19 protein-coding genes are annotated in these 19,800 nt (G+C 57.6%); 11 read left to right on the forward strand and 8 right to left on the reverse strand.

What is annotated here, in order from left to right:
• Positions 1–17: 17 nt before the first annotated feature.
• The 3 genes from abiEi to C1N60_RS10240 all read left to right on the forward strand — a co-directional run bounded on the left by abiEi (position 18) and on the right by C1N60_RS10240 (position 2,162).
• Positions 18–572: a type IV toxin-antitoxin system AbiEi family antitoxin gene (gene abiEi, locus C1N60_RS10230; protein WP_059008831.1), complete on the forward strand. Its 555-nt coding sequence runs from the start codon at positions 18–20 to the stop codon at positions 570–572.
• A complete protein-coding gene (locus C1N60_RS10235) occupies positions 547–1,464 on the forward strand; it encodes a nucleotidyl transferase AbiEii/AbiGii toxin family protein (protein WP_394520797.1) in 918 nt (305 codons plus the stop codon). Before abiEi ends, C1N60_RS10235 begins: the two co-directional genes overlap by 26 nt.
• A gap of 182 nt (positions 1,465–1,646) precedes the next feature.
• Positions 1,647–2,162, forward strand: coding sequence for a phenolic acid decarboxylase (locus C1N60_RS10240; protein ID WP_058758650.1), 516 nt, complete (start codon positions 1,647–1,649; stop codon positions 2,160–2,162).
• A 513-nt stretch (positions 2,163–2,675) separates the two neighbouring features.
• Here C1N60_RS10240 and C1N60_RS10245 read toward each other — a convergent pair.
• Positions 2,676–3,119, reverse strand: a complete 444-nt coding sequence (locus C1N60_RS10245; protein WP_264443549.1) for an NUDIX hydrolase — start codon at positions 3,117–3,119, stop codon at positions 2,676–2,678.
• Positions 3,120–3,441: 322 nt separating this feature from the next.
• Here C1N60_RS10245 and C1N60_RS10250 point away from each other — a divergent pair, with 322 nt between their 5' ends.
• Entirely contained in the window at positions 3,442–4,197 is a 756-nt protein-coding gene (locus tag C1N60_RS10250; RefSeq protein WP_104186652.1) for an SDR family oxidoreductase, read from the forward strand.
• Between the two features lie 40 nt (positions 4,198–4,237).
• Here C1N60_RS10250 and C1N60_RS10255 read toward each other — a convergent pair whose 3' ends face one another.
• Positions 4,238–5,071, reverse strand: coding sequence for a LysR family transcriptional regulator (locus tag C1N60_RS10255; RefSeq protein ID WP_125308689.1), 834 nt, complete (start codon positions 5,069–5,071; stop codon positions 4,238–4,240).
• A gap of 109 nt (positions 5,072–5,180) precedes the next feature.
• On the opposite strand from C1N60_RS10255, the gene C1N60_RS10260 reads away from it, so the two are divergent.
• Positions 5,181–5,915: an SDR family oxidoreductase gene (locus C1N60_RS10260; protein ID WP_125308691.1), complete on the forward strand. Its 735-nt coding sequence runs from the start codon at positions 5,181–5,183 to the stop codon at positions 5,913–5,915.
• A gap of 3 nt (positions 5,916–5,918) precedes the next feature.
• Here C1N60_RS10260 and yeiL read toward each other — a convergent pair whose 3' ends face one another.
• Positions 5,919–6,611, reverse strand: a complete 693-nt coding sequence (yeiL, locus tag C1N60_RS10265; protein WP_127834764.1) for a transcriptional regulator YeiL — start codon at positions 6,609–6,611, stop codon at positions 5,919–5,921.
• Positions 6,612–6,747: 136 nt separating this feature from the next.
• Here yeiL and rihB point away from each other — a divergent pair, with 136 nt between their 5' ends.
• Both rihB and C1N60_RS10275 read left to right on the forward strand, forming a co-directional pair.
• Complete coding sequence (gene rihB, locus C1N60_RS10270) at positions 6,748–7,680, forward strand: ribosylpyrimidine nucleosidase (protein ID WP_211724444.1); 933 nt, start codon at positions 6,748–6,750, stop codon at positions 7,678–7,680.
• Between the two features lie 83 nt (positions 7,681–7,763).
• On the forward strand, positions 7,764–9,014 hold the full coding sequence (locus C1N60_RS10275) for a NupC/NupG family nucleoside CNT transporter (RefSeq protein WP_394521749.1): 1,251 nt from the start codon (positions 7,764–7,766) through the stop codon (positions 9,012–9,014).
• Positions 9,015–9,029: 15 nt separating this feature from the next.
• Here C1N60_RS10275 and C1N60_RS10280 read toward each other — a convergent pair whose 3' ends face one another.
• The 5 genes from C1N60_RS10280 to C1N60_RS10300 all read right to left on the reverse strand — a co-directional run bounded on the left by C1N60_RS10280 (position 9,030) and on the right by C1N60_RS10300 (position 14,310).
• On the reverse strand, positions 9,030–9,893 hold the full coding sequence (locus C1N60_RS10280; protein ID WP_394520798.1) for a DeoR/GlpR family DNA-binding transcription regulator: 864 nt from the start codon (positions 9,891–9,893) through the stop codon (positions 9,030–9,032).
• A 128-nt stretch (positions 9,894–10,021) separates the two neighbouring features.
• On the reverse strand, positions 10,022–10,969 hold the full coding sequence (locus C1N60_RS10285; RefSeq protein ID WP_058758551.1) for a D-ribose ABC transporter substrate-binding protein: 948 nt from the start codon (positions 10,967–10,969) through the stop codon (positions 10,022–10,024).
• 74 nt (positions 10,970–11,043) lie between these two features.
• The gene (locus tag C1N60_RS10290; RefSeq protein ID WP_394520799.1) at positions 11,044–12,099 is read right to left on the reverse strand and encodes an ABC transporter permease; all 1,056 of its coding nucleotides are present in this window, start codon (positions 12,097–12,099) and stop codon (positions 11,044–11,046) included.
• Between the two features lie 22 nt (positions 12,100–12,121).
• Complete coding sequence (locus tag C1N60_RS10295) at positions 12,122–13,660, reverse strand: sugar ABC transporter ATP-binding protein (RefSeq protein WP_058780568.1); 1,539 nt, start codon at positions 13,658–13,660, stop codon at positions 12,122–12,124.
• A complete protein-coding gene (locus C1N60_RS10300; protein ID WP_021506049.1) occupies positions 13,657–14,310 on the reverse strand; it encodes a DUF2291 domain-containing protein in 654 nt (217 codons plus the stop codon). Before C1N60_RS10300 ends, C1N60_RS10295 begins: the two co-directional genes overlap by 4 nt.
• 432 nt (positions 14,311–14,742) lie before the next feature.
• Here C1N60_RS10300 and C1N60_RS10305 point away from each other — a divergent pair, with 432 nt between their 5' ends.
• The 4 genes from C1N60_RS10305 (at position 14,743) to C1N60_RS10320 (ending at position 19,797) form a co-directional block, all read left to right on the forward strand.
• Positions 14,743–16,299, forward strand: a complete 1,557-nt coding sequence (locus C1N60_RS10305; RefSeq protein WP_104092940.1) for an FGGY-family carbohydrate kinase — start codon at positions 14,743–14,745, stop codon at positions 16,297–16,299.
• Positions 16,300–16,302: 3 nt separating this feature from the next.
• On the forward strand, positions 16,303–17,832 hold the full coding sequence (locus tag C1N60_RS10310; protein ID WP_222950942.1) for a glycerol-3-phosphate dehydrogenase: 1,530 nt from the start codon (positions 16,303–16,305) through the stop codon (positions 17,830–17,832).
• Between the two features lie 10 nt (positions 17,833–17,842).
• Entirely contained in the window at positions 17,843–18,778 is a 936-nt protein-coding gene (locus C1N60_RS10315) for a sugar phosphate isomerase/epimerase family protein (RefSeq protein WP_394520800.1), read from the forward strand.
• A gap of 62 nt (positions 18,779–18,840) precedes the next feature.
• Entirely contained in the window at positions 18,841–19,797 is a 957-nt protein-coding gene (locus tag C1N60_RS10320; protein ID WP_058780571.1) for a sugar-binding transcriptional regulator, read from the forward strand.
• Positions 19,798–19,800 lie beyond the last annotated feature (3 nt).

Consider the following 19,800-nt stretch of genomic DNA (forward strand, 5'->3'; position numbering starts at 1 on the left):
TTTTCCCGTAGACTTATATGAACAAAATGACGGCAATCGAGCGGCTTAACGCGTTTGACAGGCAGGGGCGCTATGTCTTTGCTGTGCGTGATTTAGCCAAAGTCTTTTATGACGACAGTGACAAGGCTTTCAACGCTGGCCTGAACCGTCTGGTGAAGGACGGTATCCTGCAGCGCGCCAGCCGTGGCGTCTATGTTTACGCCTATGCGAGAAGTAAAGACGCTTACACGCTGGAAAGAATCGTACAGACGTTGCGCAGAGGAGAATACAGCTACCTGAGCCTGGAATCGGCGTTATCGGCTTACGGTGTAATTTCACAAATCCCGATGGGGCGTCTTACCGTTATGACCACGGGCCGTTCTGAAGAACACATTACGCCTTATGGCGTGATCGAATTTACGCATACCAAACGTTCGCCTGAACAAATTTTGCAGGACACCATTTTGGGCGAGTCACCTTTGCGCCTGGCAACCAAAAAAGCCGCACTGCGCGATTTACGTCGGGTGGGGCGTAATACGCATCTGATTGATGAGGCGGAAATGAACGATGAATCAGAAAGTCAGTTTCACTGAACTGGTCTCTAAGGTCATGGCTTCAGCGCAACTCGAGGGTATGCGTAACGTAGTGGAAAAAGAGCTTTTACACTACGACATCCTTTACTGTCTGGATAAAGCGGGTCTGCTGCAAAATCTGACGTTCCAGGGCGGTACCTCTTTGCGGCTATGTTATGACTGCAATCGGTTTAGCGAGGATCTGGATTTCGCCGGCGGCATCAACTTTTCCGGTGCAGATTTAAAAAACATGAAGGTCTGTATCGAAGATTATCTCGGCACGCGTTACGGTTTAGAAGTTACGGTCAAAGAGCCGGCAGAACTTCGCCGCCAGCCCGGCTATGAAGAGACTAGGGTCGATAAATGGCAGGTCTCCGTGACGACAGCACCCGAAAAACGCGATATGCCTAAGCAACCCATCAAAGTCGAAGTTGCTAATATTCCCGCTTACAGTCGCAAACCGTTGCCGCTGAGCCGCAATTATCCGGTGTTGCCGGATGGCTACAGCGATACGCTGGTGATGTGTGAAAGTCTCGACGAAATCATGAGTGATAAGCTTATTTCTCTGGTTGCGACCACCAAATATCTTCGTTATCGCGATGTCTGGGATTTACCGTGGCTGATGCAGCAAGGCGCTGCGTATGATGTGGGCTGGATTCGGCAAAAAATCGAGGATTACCGGATTCCTGACTATGAAAAGTTATTAAAACAACGACTGGCTGGTATCGAAAACATCGTCAAAGACGGACGTTTTTACAACGAGATGCGCCGTTTCATACCCCAGCAGGTATTTGCCAGAACGCTGGGACGTGCAGAATTTACCGATTACATCGCCGAACGTTTGACCTCGCTGTTGCAAAGATTGCAGCGAGATTTAGCAGGAAAACGACCAGACGACGCCTTCAGAATGTAACAGCGACAGCTGGCCCGGCGTGCAGAGGAGATAAAAGAGCAGGGGACGGGCGCTGTCAAGCCGGCAGCACGCTCAGGAAGCGGATTTTTTTGTTAATTTGCCGTCTGGTTTTCTCACAGGCGCTATAACTTACTATTCCTGCTTCAACAAACTGCTGATGAGGTAAAATAATGGATAACACCATGATAACGGATGAATTTTCCAAAGATTTGTCTGCGTTTGTCGGGACACATTTCGTTTATACCTATGATAATGGCTGGAAATATGAGTGGTACGCGCGCAACGCGACGACCTGTGATTATCGTATCCATCAGGGATTGGTTGGTGGCCGTTGGGTGACCAATCAAAGCATGAATGCGGTGCAGTTTGCACCGGGCATTTATAAAGTCGACTGGCACGAGCCGACCGGCACCTGCGTCAGTCTGCTGTTTGATATCAACCGCAAGGTGATTCACGGCACCATCTTTTTCCCGCAGTGGATTGCCGGCGAAGGACAGCATCCGGAAAAAACCATCTGCTATCAGAATGAATTTATCGAAGATATGCATCGTTTCCGTGATGAAGGGCCAGCGTATCCGTACGTAGTGATTCCTGAGTTTGCCAAAGTGACCTACATGAAGAATGAAGGTCCGGATAATGATGCCGTAATCAACATGCCGCCGGGACAAATGCCGGAAGATTATTTTAAAGATAAATGAGGGTGGCAATCCGCTGACGGCGCCGGGTTCGGTCGCCATGAATGGCGACCCTACAATTGTAGGGTGCGCATTGATGCGCACCAGGATAACGCCATGGTGTCCATCAAACGGACCGGTAGGATAAGTTTTCACTGTCGCCGTGATGAAATGAGTTGTGGGCCTGGTAAGAGGCGTGAAGGGCGAACTGAAGGGTTACGATACGTGACTAGATATCTTATTTAACATAATATACATTATGCGCCATTTGATTATAGAGTCAAAGCTGACCTGGCCGCTTAGGCTACCTGCTGAAAATCCTGAAATACCTGAATAATTTCTGCATGCATTTCCGTGAATACCTTTTAGACAAAAAGCCTGGCATCCATCAGGTTCAACCCAGAGTCCATGCTTCAAACTTTGCTTTCCTAAGCATGTGTCGGCTCCACTGAACATACTCTGATCACCTGCAATAAGATTCCATTTGAAAGCGGCAATGATAGATTCATACGCTCAACGCTATGACACGTCGCGTAATTAATCCGGCAATGTGCAGAGATCAGCAATATTTATTGGATAAACGACGTCGCGAGTGTTTCGCAGCTCAGTAAGATCCCACCAGTGATAACTATCAATGACTGACTTTTCATTTTCAGTCCAACCACTGGTACAGATATCTTCATCTCCAACTTTAATTAAATAAAATCGTTCATTTGCCAAAACCACCTCACCGCTGGGAAGCGTCATTTCAAAAATGCGCTCAGTTAACGGCTGACCCACATCATCGACATAAAAGCCTGTTTCTTCTCTGAGCTCTCTGATAGCTGCCTGTTCAAAAGTCTCTCCCGGTTCAACGCCTCCACCGGGTGTAGCCCAGTATTCTCTGCCTGACAGGGCATTATTTTTATGCTTAAACCAGAATAATAAAACCTGATTAAGGGGATTTATAATAAGCAAACGAGCCGAATCGCGGGTGCGCACTTTATAATTCCTTTATGATTTTTAATACAAATCAGCATAACTGATCATGGTCAGAAAACGAAACGCCACAGTCTGCAGGAACAGGACGACAGGATAGACATCCCTCCCCGGCTCGCTATATAGTAAGCGCGCATCTCACTTCTGACTTGCCGTAGGCGTTACCGTCATCCAACGCGCCCTGAACCGGAATGGGCCTCTGCGCAGAGGAAAACCGGAACAGCGCCACGGCATCGTTCACGCTTTCTACGCATCCTGTTTCACGGGATCGCTAGCAGTGCATCACTGCACGTGGCCTTTCATTCTCTGACTGACAAGGCACACTATGAAACTGACCAACAACACCCTGCTCATCACCGGCGCAACCAGCGGTATTGGCCGCCGCATGGCCGAGGTTTTTCACGATCGCGGTAACCGCGTCATTATCACCGGCAGACGTCAGGCGCTGCTCGATGAGATCACCGCCCAGCGCCCGGCCATTACCGGCTTTGCTCTGGACGTTAATGACACCACCGCCCTCGCCCGCTGTTCTGCGGCGATTCACGCGCAGTTCCCGCATATCAACGTGCTGATCGCCAACGCCGGTATCTCGCAGCCGGAAACGGTGACGACAGACGAATGGACCAGTGATATTGCTGAGCAAATCGTGATGACCAACATCCTCGGTGTGATTCGCGTCACCGCCGCGTTTTTGCCGCTGCTGCGCCGTCAGCCGCAGGCCACGCTGATGGCAACCAGTTCCGCGCTGGCCTTCATGCCGCTGGCCAGTTTTCCCACCTACTGCGCCAGCAAAGCCTTTCTGCATTCCTGGCTGGTTTCGCTGCGTCATCAGCTGCGTAATACCCCGGTTGAGGTGCTGGAAATGCTGCCGCCATATCTACAGACGGCGCTGACCGGTGATCACCAGCTCAGCGATCCCCGTGCCATGCCGCTGGAAGACTATATCGCGCAGATTCTGCAGATGCTGGAAAATGGTCCGGTCGCGCGCGGCGAACTGCTGCTGGAGCGCGACTATACGCGGCGCTGGGCCGAACGCGACGGCAATTTTGACGCCATATTTGACATGATGAACCCGCGCTAATCTGCTTTGAACCGGTGCGCCCGGCAGCGTACCGGATCTATCACGAAGTACGCAAAGGCGCGCCGTGGCTGAAGTGCGCCAGCAGCCGTTCTACCGCCGGATTGGCCTGCGCCTGAACCGCATAGCAAATGCCGACACGCCGCATCAGCGGCTGACCGGGTAAAGCGCGCCAGGCCAGGCGATGCCGCGCGGCAACCAGCGGCGCCGGCGCAATGGTGACGCCAAAGCCGGCTTCCGCCAGATCCAGCGCCAGCGCGTAGCTGCCGGCGTTGGCCGCTGCCGCACCCGCACCGTAAAACGGCAGCAGCCGCTGATGTGACTCATCAGTCGGCACCATCACCCACGACAGCGGATGCAACTGATCATGGGTCAGCGTTTCCAGCTGATTTAGCGCATGACTGGCGGGATACGCCAGCACGTAGTGCTCTTCAAACAGCGGCATAAACAGCTCGTCTTCGCAGCGCAGTCTTTCACACGCCAGCCGGATATCGCCCACGCAACCGGGCTCGACGTTAAGCAGCACCGTGGGAAAATGTTGCCGGATGGCCGTCAGCAGTTGCGCCAGCTGGGCGGGGGCGACATCCCCTTCGACGCCAATCTTCAGCGGCAGGCAATCCGACGGCTGCCGAAAGCGTGTGACCAGCGCCTGCATATCGCTGAGCATCTTGCGCGCCTGCGGATAAAGGACACGAGCGTCCTCCGTGACCTCCACGCCGCGCGGCCTGCGGATAAAAAGCGTGGTGGCCAGCTCCTCTTCCAGTAGCTTGATCGTGGCCGAGAGCGCGGGCTGCGTCAGATTGAGTAACTGTGCGGCGCGCGTGATGTTGCGCTCCTCAAACACGCAGATAAAAGCTTTTAGCTGTCGCTTATCCATAGAAAATCATTATATCGGCGAAAGAAAAAAACCATTTTTCACCAATTGCCACGCGATTTAAAGTGCACGCCTCAGCTTCGCCATTAATTTTATCTATGAGGAAGTCATTATGACGCAGAATGTTAAACCCTTAATCGTTATCACCGGCGCCAGCTCCGGTATCGGTCTTGCCACGGCGAAACTGCTTTCGGCGCGTGGACATGCCCTGCTGCTGCTGGCTCGCCGTATCGATCGTATGACGGCACTGAACCTGCCCAACGCCCTGTGCCGCGCGGTTGATGTGACCGATCGCCACGCATTTACCGCCGCAGTGCAGGATGCTGAGCAGCAGTTTGGCCCGGTCGATGCGCTAATTAACAATGCGGGCGTGATGCTGCTCGGCGCGATTGAACAACAGGATGCCAGCGAATGGGATAAGATGTTCGACGTCAACGTGAAAGGCCTGCTCAATGGCGTGCAGGCGGTCACCGCAGGCATGATTGACCGTAAAAGCGGCACGATCATTAATATCAGCTCAGTGGCCGGACGGAAGACGTTTCCTAATCACGCAGTGTATGTTGGCACTAAATTCGCTGTGCATGGCATGTCAGAGAACCTGCGCGAAGAGCTGTCGCCGCACAATGTACGCGTGATCGTCATCGCACCCGGCGCTGTTGAAACTGAACTGTTGAGCCACACCACCAGCGAAGCAATTAAGGACAGTTATCACGCGTGGAAAGCCGAAATGGGCGGCAAGGTGCTCAGCGCAGACGATGTGGCCAGCGCCATCGATTACGCCTATTCGCAGCCGCAGTCGGTCTGCGTGCGGGAAATCGTGCTGGCGGCCACCCGCCAGGGCGCATAAACCTCAGTGACCCGGCAGCGCTGCGCCGGGTTCCATCTCTTCGGCTAAGGCCGTCAGCGCCGCGCGGTTACCGATCGCATAACCCCCCTGCTGCTTACGCAGCACCCCTTCTGCGCTGAACTGCGCAAACACATACAGCAGGTGGCGATAGGTCACGCCAAGGTACTCCGCTACCTGCGTATGCTTCTCTTTATACACACCGTCATGCTGAGTCAGCAGGATAAAGGCCGCCAGCCGGTTAACCAGCGGAAACGCCTGATTGCGCGTTGAGGTGACAATATTGCGGAAATTCTTTTTCACCAGGCCAAGGCAGGCGTGGCGCAGGAACTGCGCATCATTTAACAATAGCGTGCGGCAGGTTTTCACCGGCAGCGCCAGGCACCAGCAGGCTTCAATCGCCTGCACCGCGCGTGAAGCATGCGTTTCATCCAGCACTTCAATCTCGCCAATAAAACAGGGCGCATTAAAGAAATCCACCAGCGAAATACGGCCATTGGCCAGCGTGACATACAGTTTGGTGCGACCGCGCGCCAGATAAAACATATACGCCGGCAGAGCCCCCTCACGCACAATATAGTCCCCGGCAAGAATATGAAATAAATGTGTGTGCGGGATCACATCGGCTGAAAATTTATCGCAATAGCCGGACGCCATTATTAACTGTTGCTTCAGCGCGTCATTATTTATTTCTTTCATCATTCGATGTCCACTATGAGATTTCTCATACTCTGGCGTGTCACGCCGCTGCTAAGGTGAAGGCCTCTACCCTACCGCACCGGAAAATTTCTGCAATGAAATTAAGGTGATAAATAAAGAAGCTGAGGAGTAAACCATGACAGCACGTAAAATTATTCTGGACTGTGATCCCGGTCATGATGATGCCATCGCCATCATGCTGGCCGCGAAACATCCTTCGATAGAACTGCTCGGCATCAGTATCGTGGCGGGCAATCAAATTCTGGACAAAACGCTGGTTAATGGCCTGAACGTTTGCCAGACACTAAATATTGACACGCCAGTTTATGCCGGCATGCCGCAGCCGATTATGCGCCAGCAGATCGTCGCCGATAATATTCACGGCGAAACCGGTCTTGACGGCCCGGTGTTCGGCCCGCTGACGCGTAAGGCGGAAACAAAGCACGCGGTGAACTTTATTATCGATACGCTGATGAACAGCGACGGGGATATCACGCTGGTGCCGGTCGGCCCGCTCACTAATATTGCAGTAGCGATGCGCATGCAGCCGAAAATCATTCCTAAAATCCGTGAAATTGTGCTGATGGGCGGCGCTTGCGGCACCGGTAATTTTACCCCGTCGGCGGAGTTTAATATTTTTGCCGACCCGGAAGCCGCGCGCGTGGTATTTACCGCCGGCGCCCCGCTGGTGATGATGGGCCTCGACTTAACGCACCAGACGGTGTGCACGCCGGACATCATTACCCGCATGGAAAAGGCTGGCGGCCCTGCCGGCAAGCTGTTCAGCGATATGATGAATTTTACGCTGAAAACCCAGCACGACAATTACGGTCTGGCGGGCGGCCCGGTGCATGACGCCACCTGCGTCGCCTATCTGATTAATCCGGATGCCTTCAACGTTCAGCCGATGTTTGTCGAAATCGATGTCAACAGCGGTCCCTGCTATGGCCGCACGGTGTGTGATGCGCTGGGTGTGCTGGGGAAACCGGCAAACACCAAAGTGGGCATCACGCTGGATACCGCCTGGTTCTGGGATTTAGTCGAAGACTGCGTGCGCAGGTACCGCTAATCCTTTAACCCCACAATATGGGCAGAAAGTGGTCGCCCATACCGCTATGCAACCTCACCAGGCTGACATCAGGAAATATCATGATGGATATAATGAGAAGTGTTCTGGGTATGGTGGTATTACTGGCGATCGCGTTTCTGCTGTCAGTAAATAAAAAACACATCAGTCTGCGCACCACCGGTGCCGCGTTACTGATTCAGATTGCCCTCGGCGGCGCGATCCTCTATTTGCCGCCGGGCAAATGGCTGGCGGAAAAAGTCGCCAGCGGCGTGCATCAGGCGCTGGCTTACAGTGATGCGGGCAGCGCGTTTCTGTTTGGCGCGCTGGCCGGACCGCAAATGGACAAGGTGTTTAACGGCGCCGGCTTTGTATTCGCTTTTCACGTTCTGCCGGCCATCATCTTTATCACCGCGCTGGTTAGCGTGCTCTACTATATTGGCGTGATGGGCGCCATCATTCGCCTGCTGGGCGGCATCTTTCAGCGCGCGCTCAACATCAGTAAGATCGAATCCTTCGTGGCGGTCACCACCATTTTCCTCGGGCAGAATGAGATCCCGGCCATCGTCAAACCCTTCGTCAACCGTCTCAATCGCAACGAACTGTTCACCGCCATCTGCAGCGGCATGGCTTCAATAGCCGGTTCCACTATGCTCGGCTATGCCGGGCTGGGGGTACCGATTGAATATCTGCTGGCCGCCTCGCTGATGGCCATTCCTGGCGGCATTCTGTTCGCCCGGCTGCTCAGTCCGGCAACGGAAGCATCGCAGGTGACTTTTACCCACCTGTCGTTTAGCGACACGCCGTCACGCAGCCTGATTGAAGCCGCCGCCAGCGGAGCGATTACCGGGATGAAAATAGCCGCCGGTCTGGCGACGGTGGTGATGGCGTTTGTCGGTATCATCGCGATGCTCAACGGCATACTTGGCGGCATCGGCGGCTGGTTTGGTCACGGCGACATCAGCCTGCAGGGAATACTCGGCTTCGCGCTGGCCCCGCTGGCGTGGCTGATGGGCGTGGCGTGGCACGATGCGGCGCTGGCGGGCAGTCTGATAGGTCAGAAACTGGTGGTGAACGAGTTTGTTGCCTACATCAGCTTTTCACCTTATCTGCATCAGGCGGGCGCGCTCGACGGCAAAACCATCGCCATCGTCTCGTTCGCCCTGTGCGGCTTTGCTAACTTTGGTTCGATTGGCGTGGTGGTCGGCGCCTTTTCTGCCGTCGCACCAGAGCGCACCCCGGAAATCGCGCGGCTGGGCCTGCGCGCGCTGATCGCCGCAACGCTCTCCAATCTGATGAGCGCCACCATTGCCGGCTTCTTCATCGGCCTTGGCTAAGGCGCGAGCCGGGCATTACGCCTCTGTGCGTCTCTGCCCGGTTTTCATCGGTGCCACCACCACATTCACCCCCAGCTCCTGCAGGCGACGCAGCACCGGCACCGGCGTGCCCTGATTAACAATCACCACATCAAACTCGCTCAGGTGAGCAAAGCGATGCAGCGCGCGCCGCTCAAACTTGGTGTTATCCATCATCAGGATGCGCTTCTGCGCCGCCTCGAACATCGCGCGCTTGGTTTCCACCGTCTCGGCGGACTGATGAAACACCGCATCATCGATAATCGCCGACATGCTGACAAAAAACACATCGGCGCGCAGGCTGGCGATTTCGTCACGCGTCATGCGCCCCATAAAGGCGTTACACCAGTGATGAAACTGGCCGCCGAGACCCATCAGAGTGATATCGCGACCGTTACGTAATTCATTCATTAACGTCAGCGAGTTGGTGATCACCGTGAGCGGCGCTTTGGCCGGCAGCAGCCGCGCCATCTGCAGCACGGTGGTGGAATCATCAAGAAACAGCGCCTGGCCGGGTTCAAGGTAGCCAGCGGCCACTTCGGCAATTGCCTGCTTCTCTTCCAGCTGGCGCGTGGCACGGTAGAGATCGCTGGATTCCACCAGGCTGGTTGGTGTGGCAGAGACCACGCCGCGTGATTTATGCAGCAGCCCGCGCTCGACCATCTCATCAATATCGCGATGGGCGGTCATCAGGCTGATCCCGAAGCGCTCAGTAATATCTTCGATACGCACCGCGCCTTCGGCCATCACGGCTTCGGCTATGAGCTGGCGTCGTGCCAGCTGACGCGCCTGACGGCTGTCGCCCGGTAAGGTTTCATTCAGGAAGTGACCAGCGGAGGTCTCTTGCGGGTTATGCGCCATGTTTCGTCCGGAAAGTGAAGCGGAAATGCAGTTTCGGCTTTGATTACAGCGCGTAAACGTTTCTTTTGCAAATCAGGCGCGCAGCAGGCAACCGATGACGGCCAAAATGCCGCCATCGGTAATCTGACTTACTGCTTCAGGACAAACGGCGAAACGAAATCACCGGCGTTGTCTTTAGTGATCAGAATACAGTCAAACAGTTGCTTCTCCTGTGCCACCCCGGTTTTGCCAGTTTTGAGGAAAGTGTCCGCCTGCTCTACCGCCTTCTGTGCGAACTGCGCTACCGGCTGCATCACGGTATAGGCCAGCGTGCCGGCTTTAACCGCGTCGACCGCATCCGGTGAACCGTCAAACCCACCCACTTTCACCTGACTGAGTTTGCCGGCTTCCTTCAGCGCAGCGATAGCACCCAGCGCCATCTCATCGTTACCGCTGATCACCCCTTTGATGTTCGGATTAGCCTGCAGCAGCGACTGCATTTTATTAAAGCCCTGGGTGCGATCCCAGTTCGCCACTTCCTGGCCGACTTTCTTCAGCGTCGGGTACTGAGACAGCACGGTATCGAAACCGTTGGCGCGCGTGGCGGCGTTGTTATCCGACGGCGGTCCCACCAGCTCGACATAGCTGGCGCTGTCACCCACCTGCTTCACCCACTCCATCGCGCCTACTGCCGCGCCCTGCGCGTTATTCGACACCAGCTGCGCTTTAGCCAGCCCGCTCTGGTTCAGTTCGGCATTGATCACGAACACCGGAATATTGGCGGCGATGGCTTTCTTTACCGAGCCGATCGAGCCGTCGGCGTTAGCCGGATCGAGAATGATCGCCTTCGATTTATTGGTGATCGCCGTATCAATCAGCTGGCTTTCGGTGTTGGTATCCCCTTTGTGCGCGCTGACTTTGGCACTGTAGCCCAGCTTCTCCGCCGCCTTCTGCGCGACCTGGCCCTCAGTCAGCCAGTATGGGTTGGAGGGATCGTTGACGATGATGGTCATCAGGCCGTTGTTGGCCCAGCTAGGTAAGGCAAAGGTGGAGATGGCCATCGCGGCGGCGGCGATAAACAGACGTTTAGTGAACATAGGTGCTCCGTTATTATTAGGGTACAGGTTTGTTTTACGGTTACTCGCGCGCCAGCCTGCCAGCGCGCACAGGGTTAGCGACCGCGCCGGCCGTATTGCAGGGTGTTGAGCAATACCGCCAGCACAATCACGGCGCCAGTGAACACCGTCTGCCAGTAGGCAGAAACGCCGATAATCACTAAGCCATCAGAGAGAAAGCCAATCACGAACGCGCCCAGCAGCGTGCCGCGCACGTTACCGCGTCCTCCGGTCAGCGCCGCACCGCCAATCACCACCGCAGCAATGGCGGTCAGCTCGTAGGTGGTGCCTGCGGTCGGACCGGCGGAGGTCAGCTGCGAAGAGAGCACCAGCCCGGCCATCGCCGCGCAGATACCCGACAGCACGTAGACGCTGATTTTGATGCGTTTTACCGGCACGCCGGAGAGATCGGCGGCGCGCTCGTTACCGCCCGAGGCATACAGCCAGCGGCCAAACGCCGAGCGACTCAGCAGGAAACCGCAGGCCAGCGCCACTGCGCCGAGCACCAGCACGCCGACCGGGATGTTGAACAGGCGATTAAAACCGAGCCAGTCAAAACCGGTATTGCCCAGCGCTTCGCTGCCGGAGAGTTTGTTGTAGGTCAGACCGTTGGTGATCAGCAGCGCGATACCGCGCGCCACATACATGGTGCCGAGCGTGGCGACAAACGCCGGGACGCGAAAAATCGCAATCAGCACGCCGTTGACCAGTCCCACCAGCGCACCCAGCACCAGCGTCAGAATTGCCACCGCCCACACCGGCAGATAGAGCACCACGCCCAGCGCTTCAAGGTTGATGCCCTGCATCATAAAGCCGGCCATCACTCCGGCCAGTCCCAGCGTCGAGCCGACTGACAAATCAATCCCGCCGTTAAGGATCACCAGCAGCATACCGATCGCCGGCAAACCGAAGATGGCCACATGCGATGCCATGGTGAGGAAGTTCGCGCCGGTAAAGTAGTTGGGCGATAGCAGGGAGAAAGTGGCGATAATCACCAGCAGCGCAATAAAAGCACGCCCTTCCAGCAGCAGCCGCGCCAGATTGAGGCGCTTGCTGCTGGCCTGTTTCGCCACCCGCGGTGCGCTATCCAGCGTTTGGGTTCTGTCAGTCATACCGTTTGCTCCGTTTTTCATGTCATGCCACCAGAGACTCGCCCGAAGCGGCCATAATGCGTTCTTTGCTCACGCTGGCGTCGAAGATGGCCGAGATGCGCCCTTTGCTCATCACCACGATGCGGTGCGCGATACTCAGGCACTCGCCCACTTCTGAGGTGGTGTAAACCACCGCCAGCCCTTTGCTGGCGTTCTCCGCCAGCAGACGAAACACTTCGGCTTTGGCACCGATATCGATGCCGCGGCTCGGTTCATCCAGCAGAATCACTTTGGGTCGGGTGGCGAGCATTTTGCCGATCACCACCTTTTGCTGATTGCCGCCGGACAGGGAACCGATAGCCGCCTCACCGCCGGCAGTCTTGACCGTCACGTTACGAATGCTGTCACTAATCAGCTGTTTCTCCCGTCGCGTTGACAGCACCAGCCCGCGTACAAACTCGCTGATGCTGGCCAGCGACAGGTTTTCGCCCACCGTCATGGTCTGCACCAGCCCGTCGCGCTGACGATCCTCCGGGACCAGCGCCAGCCCCATTTTGATGCGCTGCGACAGCGACAGCGCGGAGATCTCGGTATCCTGCAGCAGGATGTGCCCGCTGCTCTGCTTCAGCCGTCCGGCGAGACACTCCAGCAGCTCGGTGCGCCCCGCGCCCATCAGGCCATAAATGCAGACAATCTCACCTGCCTGCACCGTCAGCGACAGCTGATCCACCAGCCGGATGCCGGTTTTGCTTTTCACGGTTAACGCCTGCACCGTCAGCGCGTCACCGCCGAAGGCATAGCCGCCGGGCGGTGAACCGAGGTCGAAGTGCTCTCCCACCATGTTGCGCACGATCCATTCGAGGTCGATCTCGTCGCGCCGGGCATAAGCGGTCATCACGCCGTCACGCAGCACCACAGCGCGATCGGTGATCTCCAGTGCTTCCTCCAGATGGTGTGAGATATACACAATCGCCACGCCCTGACTGGTCAGATCGCGGATGACCTGAAACAGCACAGCCACTTCCGCCGCGCTGAGCGCCGAGGTCGGTTCATCCATGATCAGGATTTGTGAATTCACCGACAGCGCGCGGGCGATTTCCACAATCTGCTGCTGCCCGAGACGCAGGTTCTCCACCGGCGTCAGCGGATCAATATCCTCCTCCAGCGCCGCCATCAGATGGCGGGTCAGCCGCGCCTCTTCGGCGTAATCCACCCCGCCGGGCCGCATGATTTCGCGCCCCATAAAAATGTTGTCGCGCACGTTCATGTTGGGCGCGAGATTCAGCTCCTGATGAATAATCGAGATACCACAGTCGCGCGCCTCGGTGGCCGAACGGAACACCTTTGCTTCGCCGTTTAACAGAATTTCCCCGGATGTTGGCGTAATCACGCCAGAAAGAATTTTCATCAGCGTCGATTTACCGGCGCCGTTTTCACCAAACAGCGTGGTAACTTCGCCGCGGCGGATTTCAAAATTGACGCCTTTCAGCGCATGGGTGGAGCCATATACTTTGCTGACGTTGCGCGCCTGCAGAATCACTTCTCCTTTCAGCAGCGCCGGGTTGACGTTGAACGGTTTCATTGCACCTCCACGCGCACCGGCGTAATCAGCCAGTTGGTTGGACTGAGCAGACGGAACACGCCGACCACCTGCACGGTTTTGCCCGGCAGCGCGTCGCGGTCTAGTTTCTCCAGCACCGCCGCTTTCATGGCACGGTTAATCGCCGCCCCGGCGTTCTGGTATTCGATCTGATTAGTAAAATCACCAAACTGAATTTTGCCGCTGGCATCACGCAGATCGGTGCCGGTAATCGCCGGGCCGGTTTGCAACCGCAGCTGCGTGCCCGCCGGCAGACCGGCGACCTGTAACGGGAAAACACCCATCTGCCCCGGCTGCACCACGCCCTGCAGTTTGACCGGCAGCACCGGCAGCGGCGAGCCGACACCGTATCTGGCCACCGCCTGCTGCCGATCGCTGTTCAGTGCGGCCGCAAGCGTGGCGGCATCCACCGCGCGCGCTTCAACATCCTGCTGGATGCCGGGAAAGGTTTTTTGCCCGTAGCTGTCTGCGGAGAAGCCCTGCTGACGCGCGTCGTCCGCCGAACCGATGCGCACCACTTTGGTATCCAGCGCCATGGCGGCTACCAGCGCCACGATCACCACGCCGCTGAGCGTGTAGCGCCGCCGACGTTTGCGTGCCAGCTGCTGCGTTAAGATTGAGACCTCGGACATAACGTGACCTCTCAGGGTGAACAGCGACGATATTCATCGCCGTGCAATGTTATAAATGTGATAACTTGTGTGATGAGAATTGTGCTGTTGTGACTAAATTGTCAACAGGTGGCGCGAAATTTTTCGCACAGCGCGATCTGGATCGCTTATTTGCCTGCAATCACCCCAAATCCGTTTAAAAACCCCTTTAATACAATCATTAAAAACCTTTCACAGTGTTCAGGTGCATCCGCAACCCCCACTAATTTTGTGATCGTACTCGCCATCCGGAGTGAAATTTATTCTTTTTTGAGAAAAATAATACATCAGATATGTTATCTCCATGAGAAGTGGTGTAAGACATTATTTAGCAAAATCATCACAGCTCATTAACAAGGCTGCGGATAAACCAAACAGGGGTTCCCGCACCGGGAGCAGCGAACGGAGGTGTATGTGGAGAGTGGCGATATCATTCTGGGTCTGGATTCCGGCACCTCGGTGGTTAAAGCGGTGGCGTTTGATCTGGAAGGTAACCAGCTGGCGTGCGCGTCGGCGCGCAATCGCTATTATCGCAGCGCAGGCGGTGCCGCCCAGCAGTCAATGACGCAAACCTGGCAGGATGCGGTCAGTGCGATTCACAAGCTCGGCGATCGGGTGGAGAATCTGGCGGCGCGCGTGGTGGCCGTGGCGGTGACCGCCCAGGGCGATGGCAGCTGGCTGGTCGGTGCTGATAATCAGCCGGTGGATGATGCGTGGATCTGGCTGGATGCCCGCGCCGCCGCCACGGTGGAAAAACTCAATCAGCAGCCGCTGGCCGCCGCACGCTTTCAGGCCACCGGCACCGGTCTTAACACCTGCCAGCAGGGTGCGCAGCTGGCGCACATGGACCAGCACTATCCCGAACTGCTGGCGCGCGCCGAAGTGGCACTGCACTGCAAGGACTGGCTCTATCTCAATCTGACCGGTGTGCGCGCCACCGATCCGTCTGAAGCCAGCTTTACCTTTGGCAACTATCGCCACCAGCGCTATGACGATACGGTGATTGACGCGCTGGGGCTTAACCACCGGCGCCACCTGCTGCCGGAGATTATCGACGGTACGCAAATCACCCATGGCCTCACCGCTGACGCCGCCCGGCAAACCGGCCTGCTGGCTGGCACGCCGGTGTGTCTCGGCTATGTCGATATGGCGATGACCGCGCTCGGTGCCGGGGTGCACACCGGTGAAGCCAATACCGCCTGTTCGATTGTCGGCTCAACCGGCGTGCATCTGCGCAGCGTCACCATTGACGAGGTATGGCTCAACCCGGCGCAAACCGGCTACGTGATCCCGCTGCCGTGGCCAGGTTATGTCACTCAGGTACAAACCAACATGGCCTCCACGCTCAATCTCGACTGGCTGCTGAACGTGGCCAGCGATCTGCTGAGCAGTTTTGGTTGTGAAACCGATCATGCGCGGCTGGTGCAGCAGATCGATCGCTGGCTCAACGACGCGCAGCCGGGCACCCTGCTGTTCCATCCTTACATTTCGCTGGCCGGTGAGCGCGGACCGTTTGTTAACGCCGACGCGCGCGCCAGTTTCACCGGCCTCAACTACCAGCACAACTTTGGCGACCTGGTGCGCGGCGTGATTGAAGGCATCGGCATGGCGGCACGCGACTGTTATCAGGCGATGGGCGCCACGCTGCCGGGAGAAATTCGCCTTACCGGCGGTGCGGTGCGATCGCAGCCGCTCAGGCAGATTCTTGCCGCCTGCATCGGCGCGCCGGTGCGCATCAGCCAGCGCGAAGAAGCCGGCGCTGCAGGCGCGGCCATGATGGCGGCGGTGGCGATTGGCGCGTATCCGGACATGGCGCACTGCGTTGAACGCTGGGTGCGTCCGCTGCTGGACGACGCCGAAGCACCGTCGCCTGCGCTGATGCAGCGCTACCAGCAGCTGTTCCCCCAGTATCAGCAGATCCGCCGCGATCTTCCTGCCGCCTGGCAGGCATTAAACAGTTTTAAGGAGTAACGCATGAGTGACAACACGTTGGATCTGTTTGTGATCGGCGGTGGCATTAACGGTGCTGGTATCGCGCGCGATGCCGCCGGGCGCGGGCTGTCGGTGATGATGTGTGAAAAGGACGATCTTGCCGCAGGCACCTCCTCGCGCTCCGGTAAACTGGTGCACGGCGGCCTGCGCTATCTGGAGTACTACGAATTCCGCCTGGTGCGCGAGGCGCTGATTGAACGCGAGGTGCTGCTGAACGCGGCGCCGCACATTATCTGGCCGATGCGCTTTGTGCTGCCGCACAGCCCGTCCGATCGTCCGGCGTGGCTGGTGCGGCTGGGGCTGTTCCTGTATGACCACCTTGGCGGACGCAAAAAACTGCCGGGCACGCGCGTGCTCGATCTGACGCGCGATCCTGAAGGCGCACCGCTGCTGGACAGCTACCAGAAAGGCTTTGAGTACTCCGATTGCTGGGTGGACGATGCCCGGCTGGTGACACTCAATGCGCTGGATGCCGCCGAGCGCGGCGCCACCATTCTGCCGCGCACCCGCTGCGTGGCAGCACAGCGTCTGCCGGGCAAATGGCAGATTACCCTGCAGGATCAGGCCAGCGGCGCGCAGCGCACGGTGTTCGCCCGCGCGCTGGTAAATGCCGCCGGGCCGTGGGTGCTGGATATCGTCAATCAGGTTAGCCATACGCAAAGCCAGCGCAGCGTGCGGCTGGTGAAAGGCTCGCACCTCATCGTGCCGAAATTCTGGGAGGGCCAGCAGGCCTATCTGGTGCAAAACACCGACAAGCGGGTGATTTTTATCAATCCCTATGAGGGTGATAAAGCGTTAATCGGCACCACCGACATTCCCTGGCAGGGCAAAGCGGAAGATGTCAGTGCGGATGATAGCGAGCAGCAGTACCTGATTGACGTGGTGAATCGCTACTTCAAGGTTAAGCTGCGCGCCAGCGATGTGATTACCCGCTTCTCCGGCGTACGGCCGCTGTTTGACGACGGCAAAGGCAACCCCTCGGCGGTGACGCGGGATTATGTGTTCGACCTGGATAATCAACAGGATGCCCCGCTACTGCACGTGTTCGGCGGCAAAATTACCACGTTCCGCAAGCTGGCCGAGCATGCGCTGCAACAGCTGGCGCCGTTTTTCCCCAACATGGGCGCGGACTGGACGCGCAGCGCCACGCTGCCGGGCGGCGAGATCGCCCATGCCGATTTTGACAGCTTCCTGGAGGAGATCAAAACGCGCTGGCCGTGGCTGCCGCAGCCGCTGCGCAAGCACTATGCGCGACTGTACGGTGCGCGTATGAGCACGCTGCTGGGCACCGCCGGTTCGCTGAGCGATCTCGGTGAGCATTTTGGCGGCCAGCTGTATGAGGCCGAGGTGCGTTACCTGGTGCAGTACGAATGGGCGCAGCAGCCGGAAGACATTCTCTGGCGTCGCACCAAACATCAGCTGCACCTGAGCGCTGCACAGCGCACCGCGTTCAGCCAGTGGTTTGAACAGACTTTCCACCCTGCCGCGCCGCTGCGCGCCCACGCTGGCTGAGAGGTGCCGCATGCCATTAACGCTTTCGCTGAATACCAATCCGCTGGTGAACCGCTTCGCCGATCCCGGCGATTTAATTCACACCGTGGCGCAGCAGATCCGCATCCGCGATCTGCAGCTGACGCATGAGTTTATCAATCCCGGCTGGCCTGCTGCCACGCTCACCCACATGACGCGCCGCATGCAGCAGGCGCTGCGTGCCACCGGCGTGCGCGTCACCTCCGGCATGACCGGCCCGTATGGCCGCCTCAACCATTTTGGTCATCCGGATGCGGCGGTACGTCGCTACTACATTGACTGGTTCAAAACCTTTGCCGACATCACCGCGGAACTGGGCGGCGTCGCGGTGGGCTCGCAGTTTGCCATCTTCACCCAGCGGGATTTTAACGATGCAGCGCGGCGTGAAGCGCTGATTGCCATCGCCATTGACTGCTGGGCGGAAGTGGCGGAACACGCCAAAGCGGCCGGTCTGCGTTACCTGTTCTGGGAACCGATGAGCGTCGGACGCGAATTTGGCGAAACCATTCCCGCCTGTATGGCGCTGCAACAGCGGCTGAGCGCGGCACAGTTTGCCCTGCCGATGTGGATGATGGCGGATATCGATCATGGCGATGTCACCTCTGACGATCCGCGTGACTACGATCCTTACGCGTGGGCTGAAGCGGCGCCGCGCTTTTCGCCCATCATCCATATAAAGCAGAGCATGATGGATAAAGGCGGGCACAGGCCCTTTACATTGCAGTACAATGCCGGCGGTCGCATTCAGCCGCAGCCGCTGCTTGAGGCGCTGGCGCGCGGCGGCGCGCAGGATAACGAGATTTGCCTCGAGCTAAGCTTCAAAGAGCGCGAACCCACCGACAGCAATGTGGTGGCGGAGATTGCCGAAAGCGTGGCGTTCTGGGCCGACCATATTGATACCGGGGTGCAGGATTTGCATCTCGCGTGAGCATGCCGTGCTGAGGGCTTTCGTCAGCCCGCAGCACCCCTCAACCAGACAGGGACAACCCGATGAAATCCGCACCGACTTCCGCTGAACGCGATGACTCTCTGGCCCTGCGGGCGGCCTGGCTGCACTATGTTGGCGGCCTGACGCAGGCTGAAGTAGCCAAACGGCTCGGCCTGCCGTCGGTGAAAACCCATCGGCTGATTGCGCGCATGGTGGCCGAAGGCGCGGTGAAAGTCACCATCGACGGCGCGATTGTCGCCTGCGTGACGCTGGAAGAGCAGTTGCGCAGCCGCTACGGCCTGAACTTTTGTCAGGTGGCACCCGATCTCGGTGAAGAAGGCCTGCCGGTGCGCGCGCTGGGCATGGCCGGTGCCGACTATTTGCGTAATCTTCTGGCCTCCACGCCGGCAATCACGCTGGGTCTCGGCCATGGCCGGACGCTGTCGGCAGCGATTCACCAGCTGGCACGTATCGACGCGCCGCACCTGCGCTTTGTCTCCCTGCTCGGCTGTCTGACGCGCAACTACGCGCTCAATCCGCATGACGTGATGCATCGCATCGCCGAAAAAACCGGTGCGCAGGCCTACATGATGCCGGTACCGTTTTTTGCCAACACCGAAGAGGATCGCGATGTGCTGCTGGCGCAGCGTGGCGTCAGCGAAGTGTTTAGCATGGCCGCGCACAGTGAAGTGAAGCTGGTGGGCATTGGCACCGTGGAACCGGCCGCCCAGCTGGTGGAAGCCGGAATGATCGATGCAGCCGAGATCCGCGCCCTGTCGGAAGCCGGTGCGGTGGGCGAACTGCTGGGGCACTTTTTTGCCGCCGACGGGCAGATGATTCACAATTCGCTGACGGCACGCACCCTGTCGGTGCCGCTGGATCTGGCGCAGCGCGCAGAGATCGTGGCGCTGACCGGCGGACCGAGCAAAGTGGCAGCGATCCGCGCGGTGCTGGCCAGCGGACTCGTCACCGGTTTGATCACCGACGAGCTGACGGCGCAGGCGCTGCTATCTTATTGAATC

The organism is Pantoea sp. SGAir0184 (genome assembly GCF_043544755.1).

What these genes read in the sequence shown, in the direction of transcription:
- abiEi (WP_059008831.1), top strand. Translation starts at nt 18, where the DNA reads ATGAACAAAATGACGGCAATCGAGCGGCTTAACGCGTTTGACAGGCAG.
- C1N60_RS10235 (WP_394520797.1), top strand. Translation starts at nt 547, where the DNA reads ATGAATCAGAAAGTCAGTTTCACTGAACTGGTCTCTAAGGTCATGGCT.
- C1N60_RS10240 (WP_058758650.1), top strand. Translation starts at nt 1,647, where the DNA reads ATGATAACGGATGAATTTTCCAAAGATTTGTCTGCGTTTGTCGGGACA.
- C1N60_RS10250 (WP_104186652.1), top strand. Translation starts at nt 3,442, where the DNA reads ATGAAACTGACCAACAACACCCTGCTCATCACCGGCGCAACCAGCGGT.
- C1N60_RS10255 (WP_125308689.1), bottom strand. Translation starts at nt 5,071, where the DNA reads ATGGATAAGCGACAGCTAAAAGCTTTTATCTGCGTGTTTGAGGAGCGC.
- C1N60_RS10260 (WP_125308691.1), top strand. Translation starts at nt 5,181, where the DNA reads ATGACGCAGAATGTTAAACCCTTAATCGTTATCACCGGCGCCAGCTCC.
- yeiL (WP_127834764.1), bottom strand. Translation starts at nt 6,611, where the DNA reads ATGAAAGAAATAAATAATGACGCGCTGAAGCAACAGTTAATAATGGCG.
- rihB (WP_211724444.1), top strand. Translation starts at nt 6,748, where the DNA reads ATGACAGCACGTAAAATTATTCTGGACTGTGATCCCGGTCATGATGAT.
- C1N60_RS10275 (WP_394521749.1), top strand. Translation starts at nt 7,764, where the DNA reads ATGGATATAATGAGAAGTGTTCTGGGTATGGTGGTATTACTGGCGATC.
- C1N60_RS10280 (WP_394520798.1), bottom strand. Translation starts at nt 9,893, where the DNA reads ATGGCGCATAACCCGCAAGAGACCTCCGCTGGTCACTTCCTGAATGAA.
- C1N60_RS10285 (WP_058758551.1), bottom strand. Translation starts at nt 10,969, where the DNA reads ATGTTCACTAAACGTCTGTTTATCGCCGCCGCCGCGATGGCCATCTCC.
- C1N60_RS10290 (WP_394520799.1), bottom strand. Translation starts at nt 12,099, where the DNA reads ATGACTGACAGAACCCAAACGCTGGATAGCGCACCGCGGGTGGCGAAA.
- C1N60_RS10295 (WP_058780568.1), bottom strand. Translation starts at nt 13,660, where the DNA reads ATGAAACCGTTCAACGTCAACCCGGCGCTGCTGAAAGGAGAAGTGATT.
- C1N60_RS10300 (WP_021506049.1), bottom strand. Translation starts at nt 14,310, where the DNA reads ATGTCCGAGGTCTCAATCTTAACGCAGCAGCTGGCACGCAAACGTCGG.
- C1N60_RS10310 (WP_222950942.1), top strand. Translation starts at nt 16,303, where the DNA reads ATGAGTGACAACACGTTGGATCTGTTTGTGATCGGCGGTGGCATTAAC.
- C1N60_RS10315 (WP_394520800.1), top strand. Translation starts at nt 17,843, where the DNA reads ATGCCATTAACGCTTTCGCTGAATACCAATCCGCTGGTGAACCGCTTC.
- C1N60_RS10320 (WP_058780571.1), top strand. Translation starts at nt 18,841, where the DNA reads ATGAAATCCGCACCGACTTCCGCTGAACGCGATGACTCTCTGGCCCTG.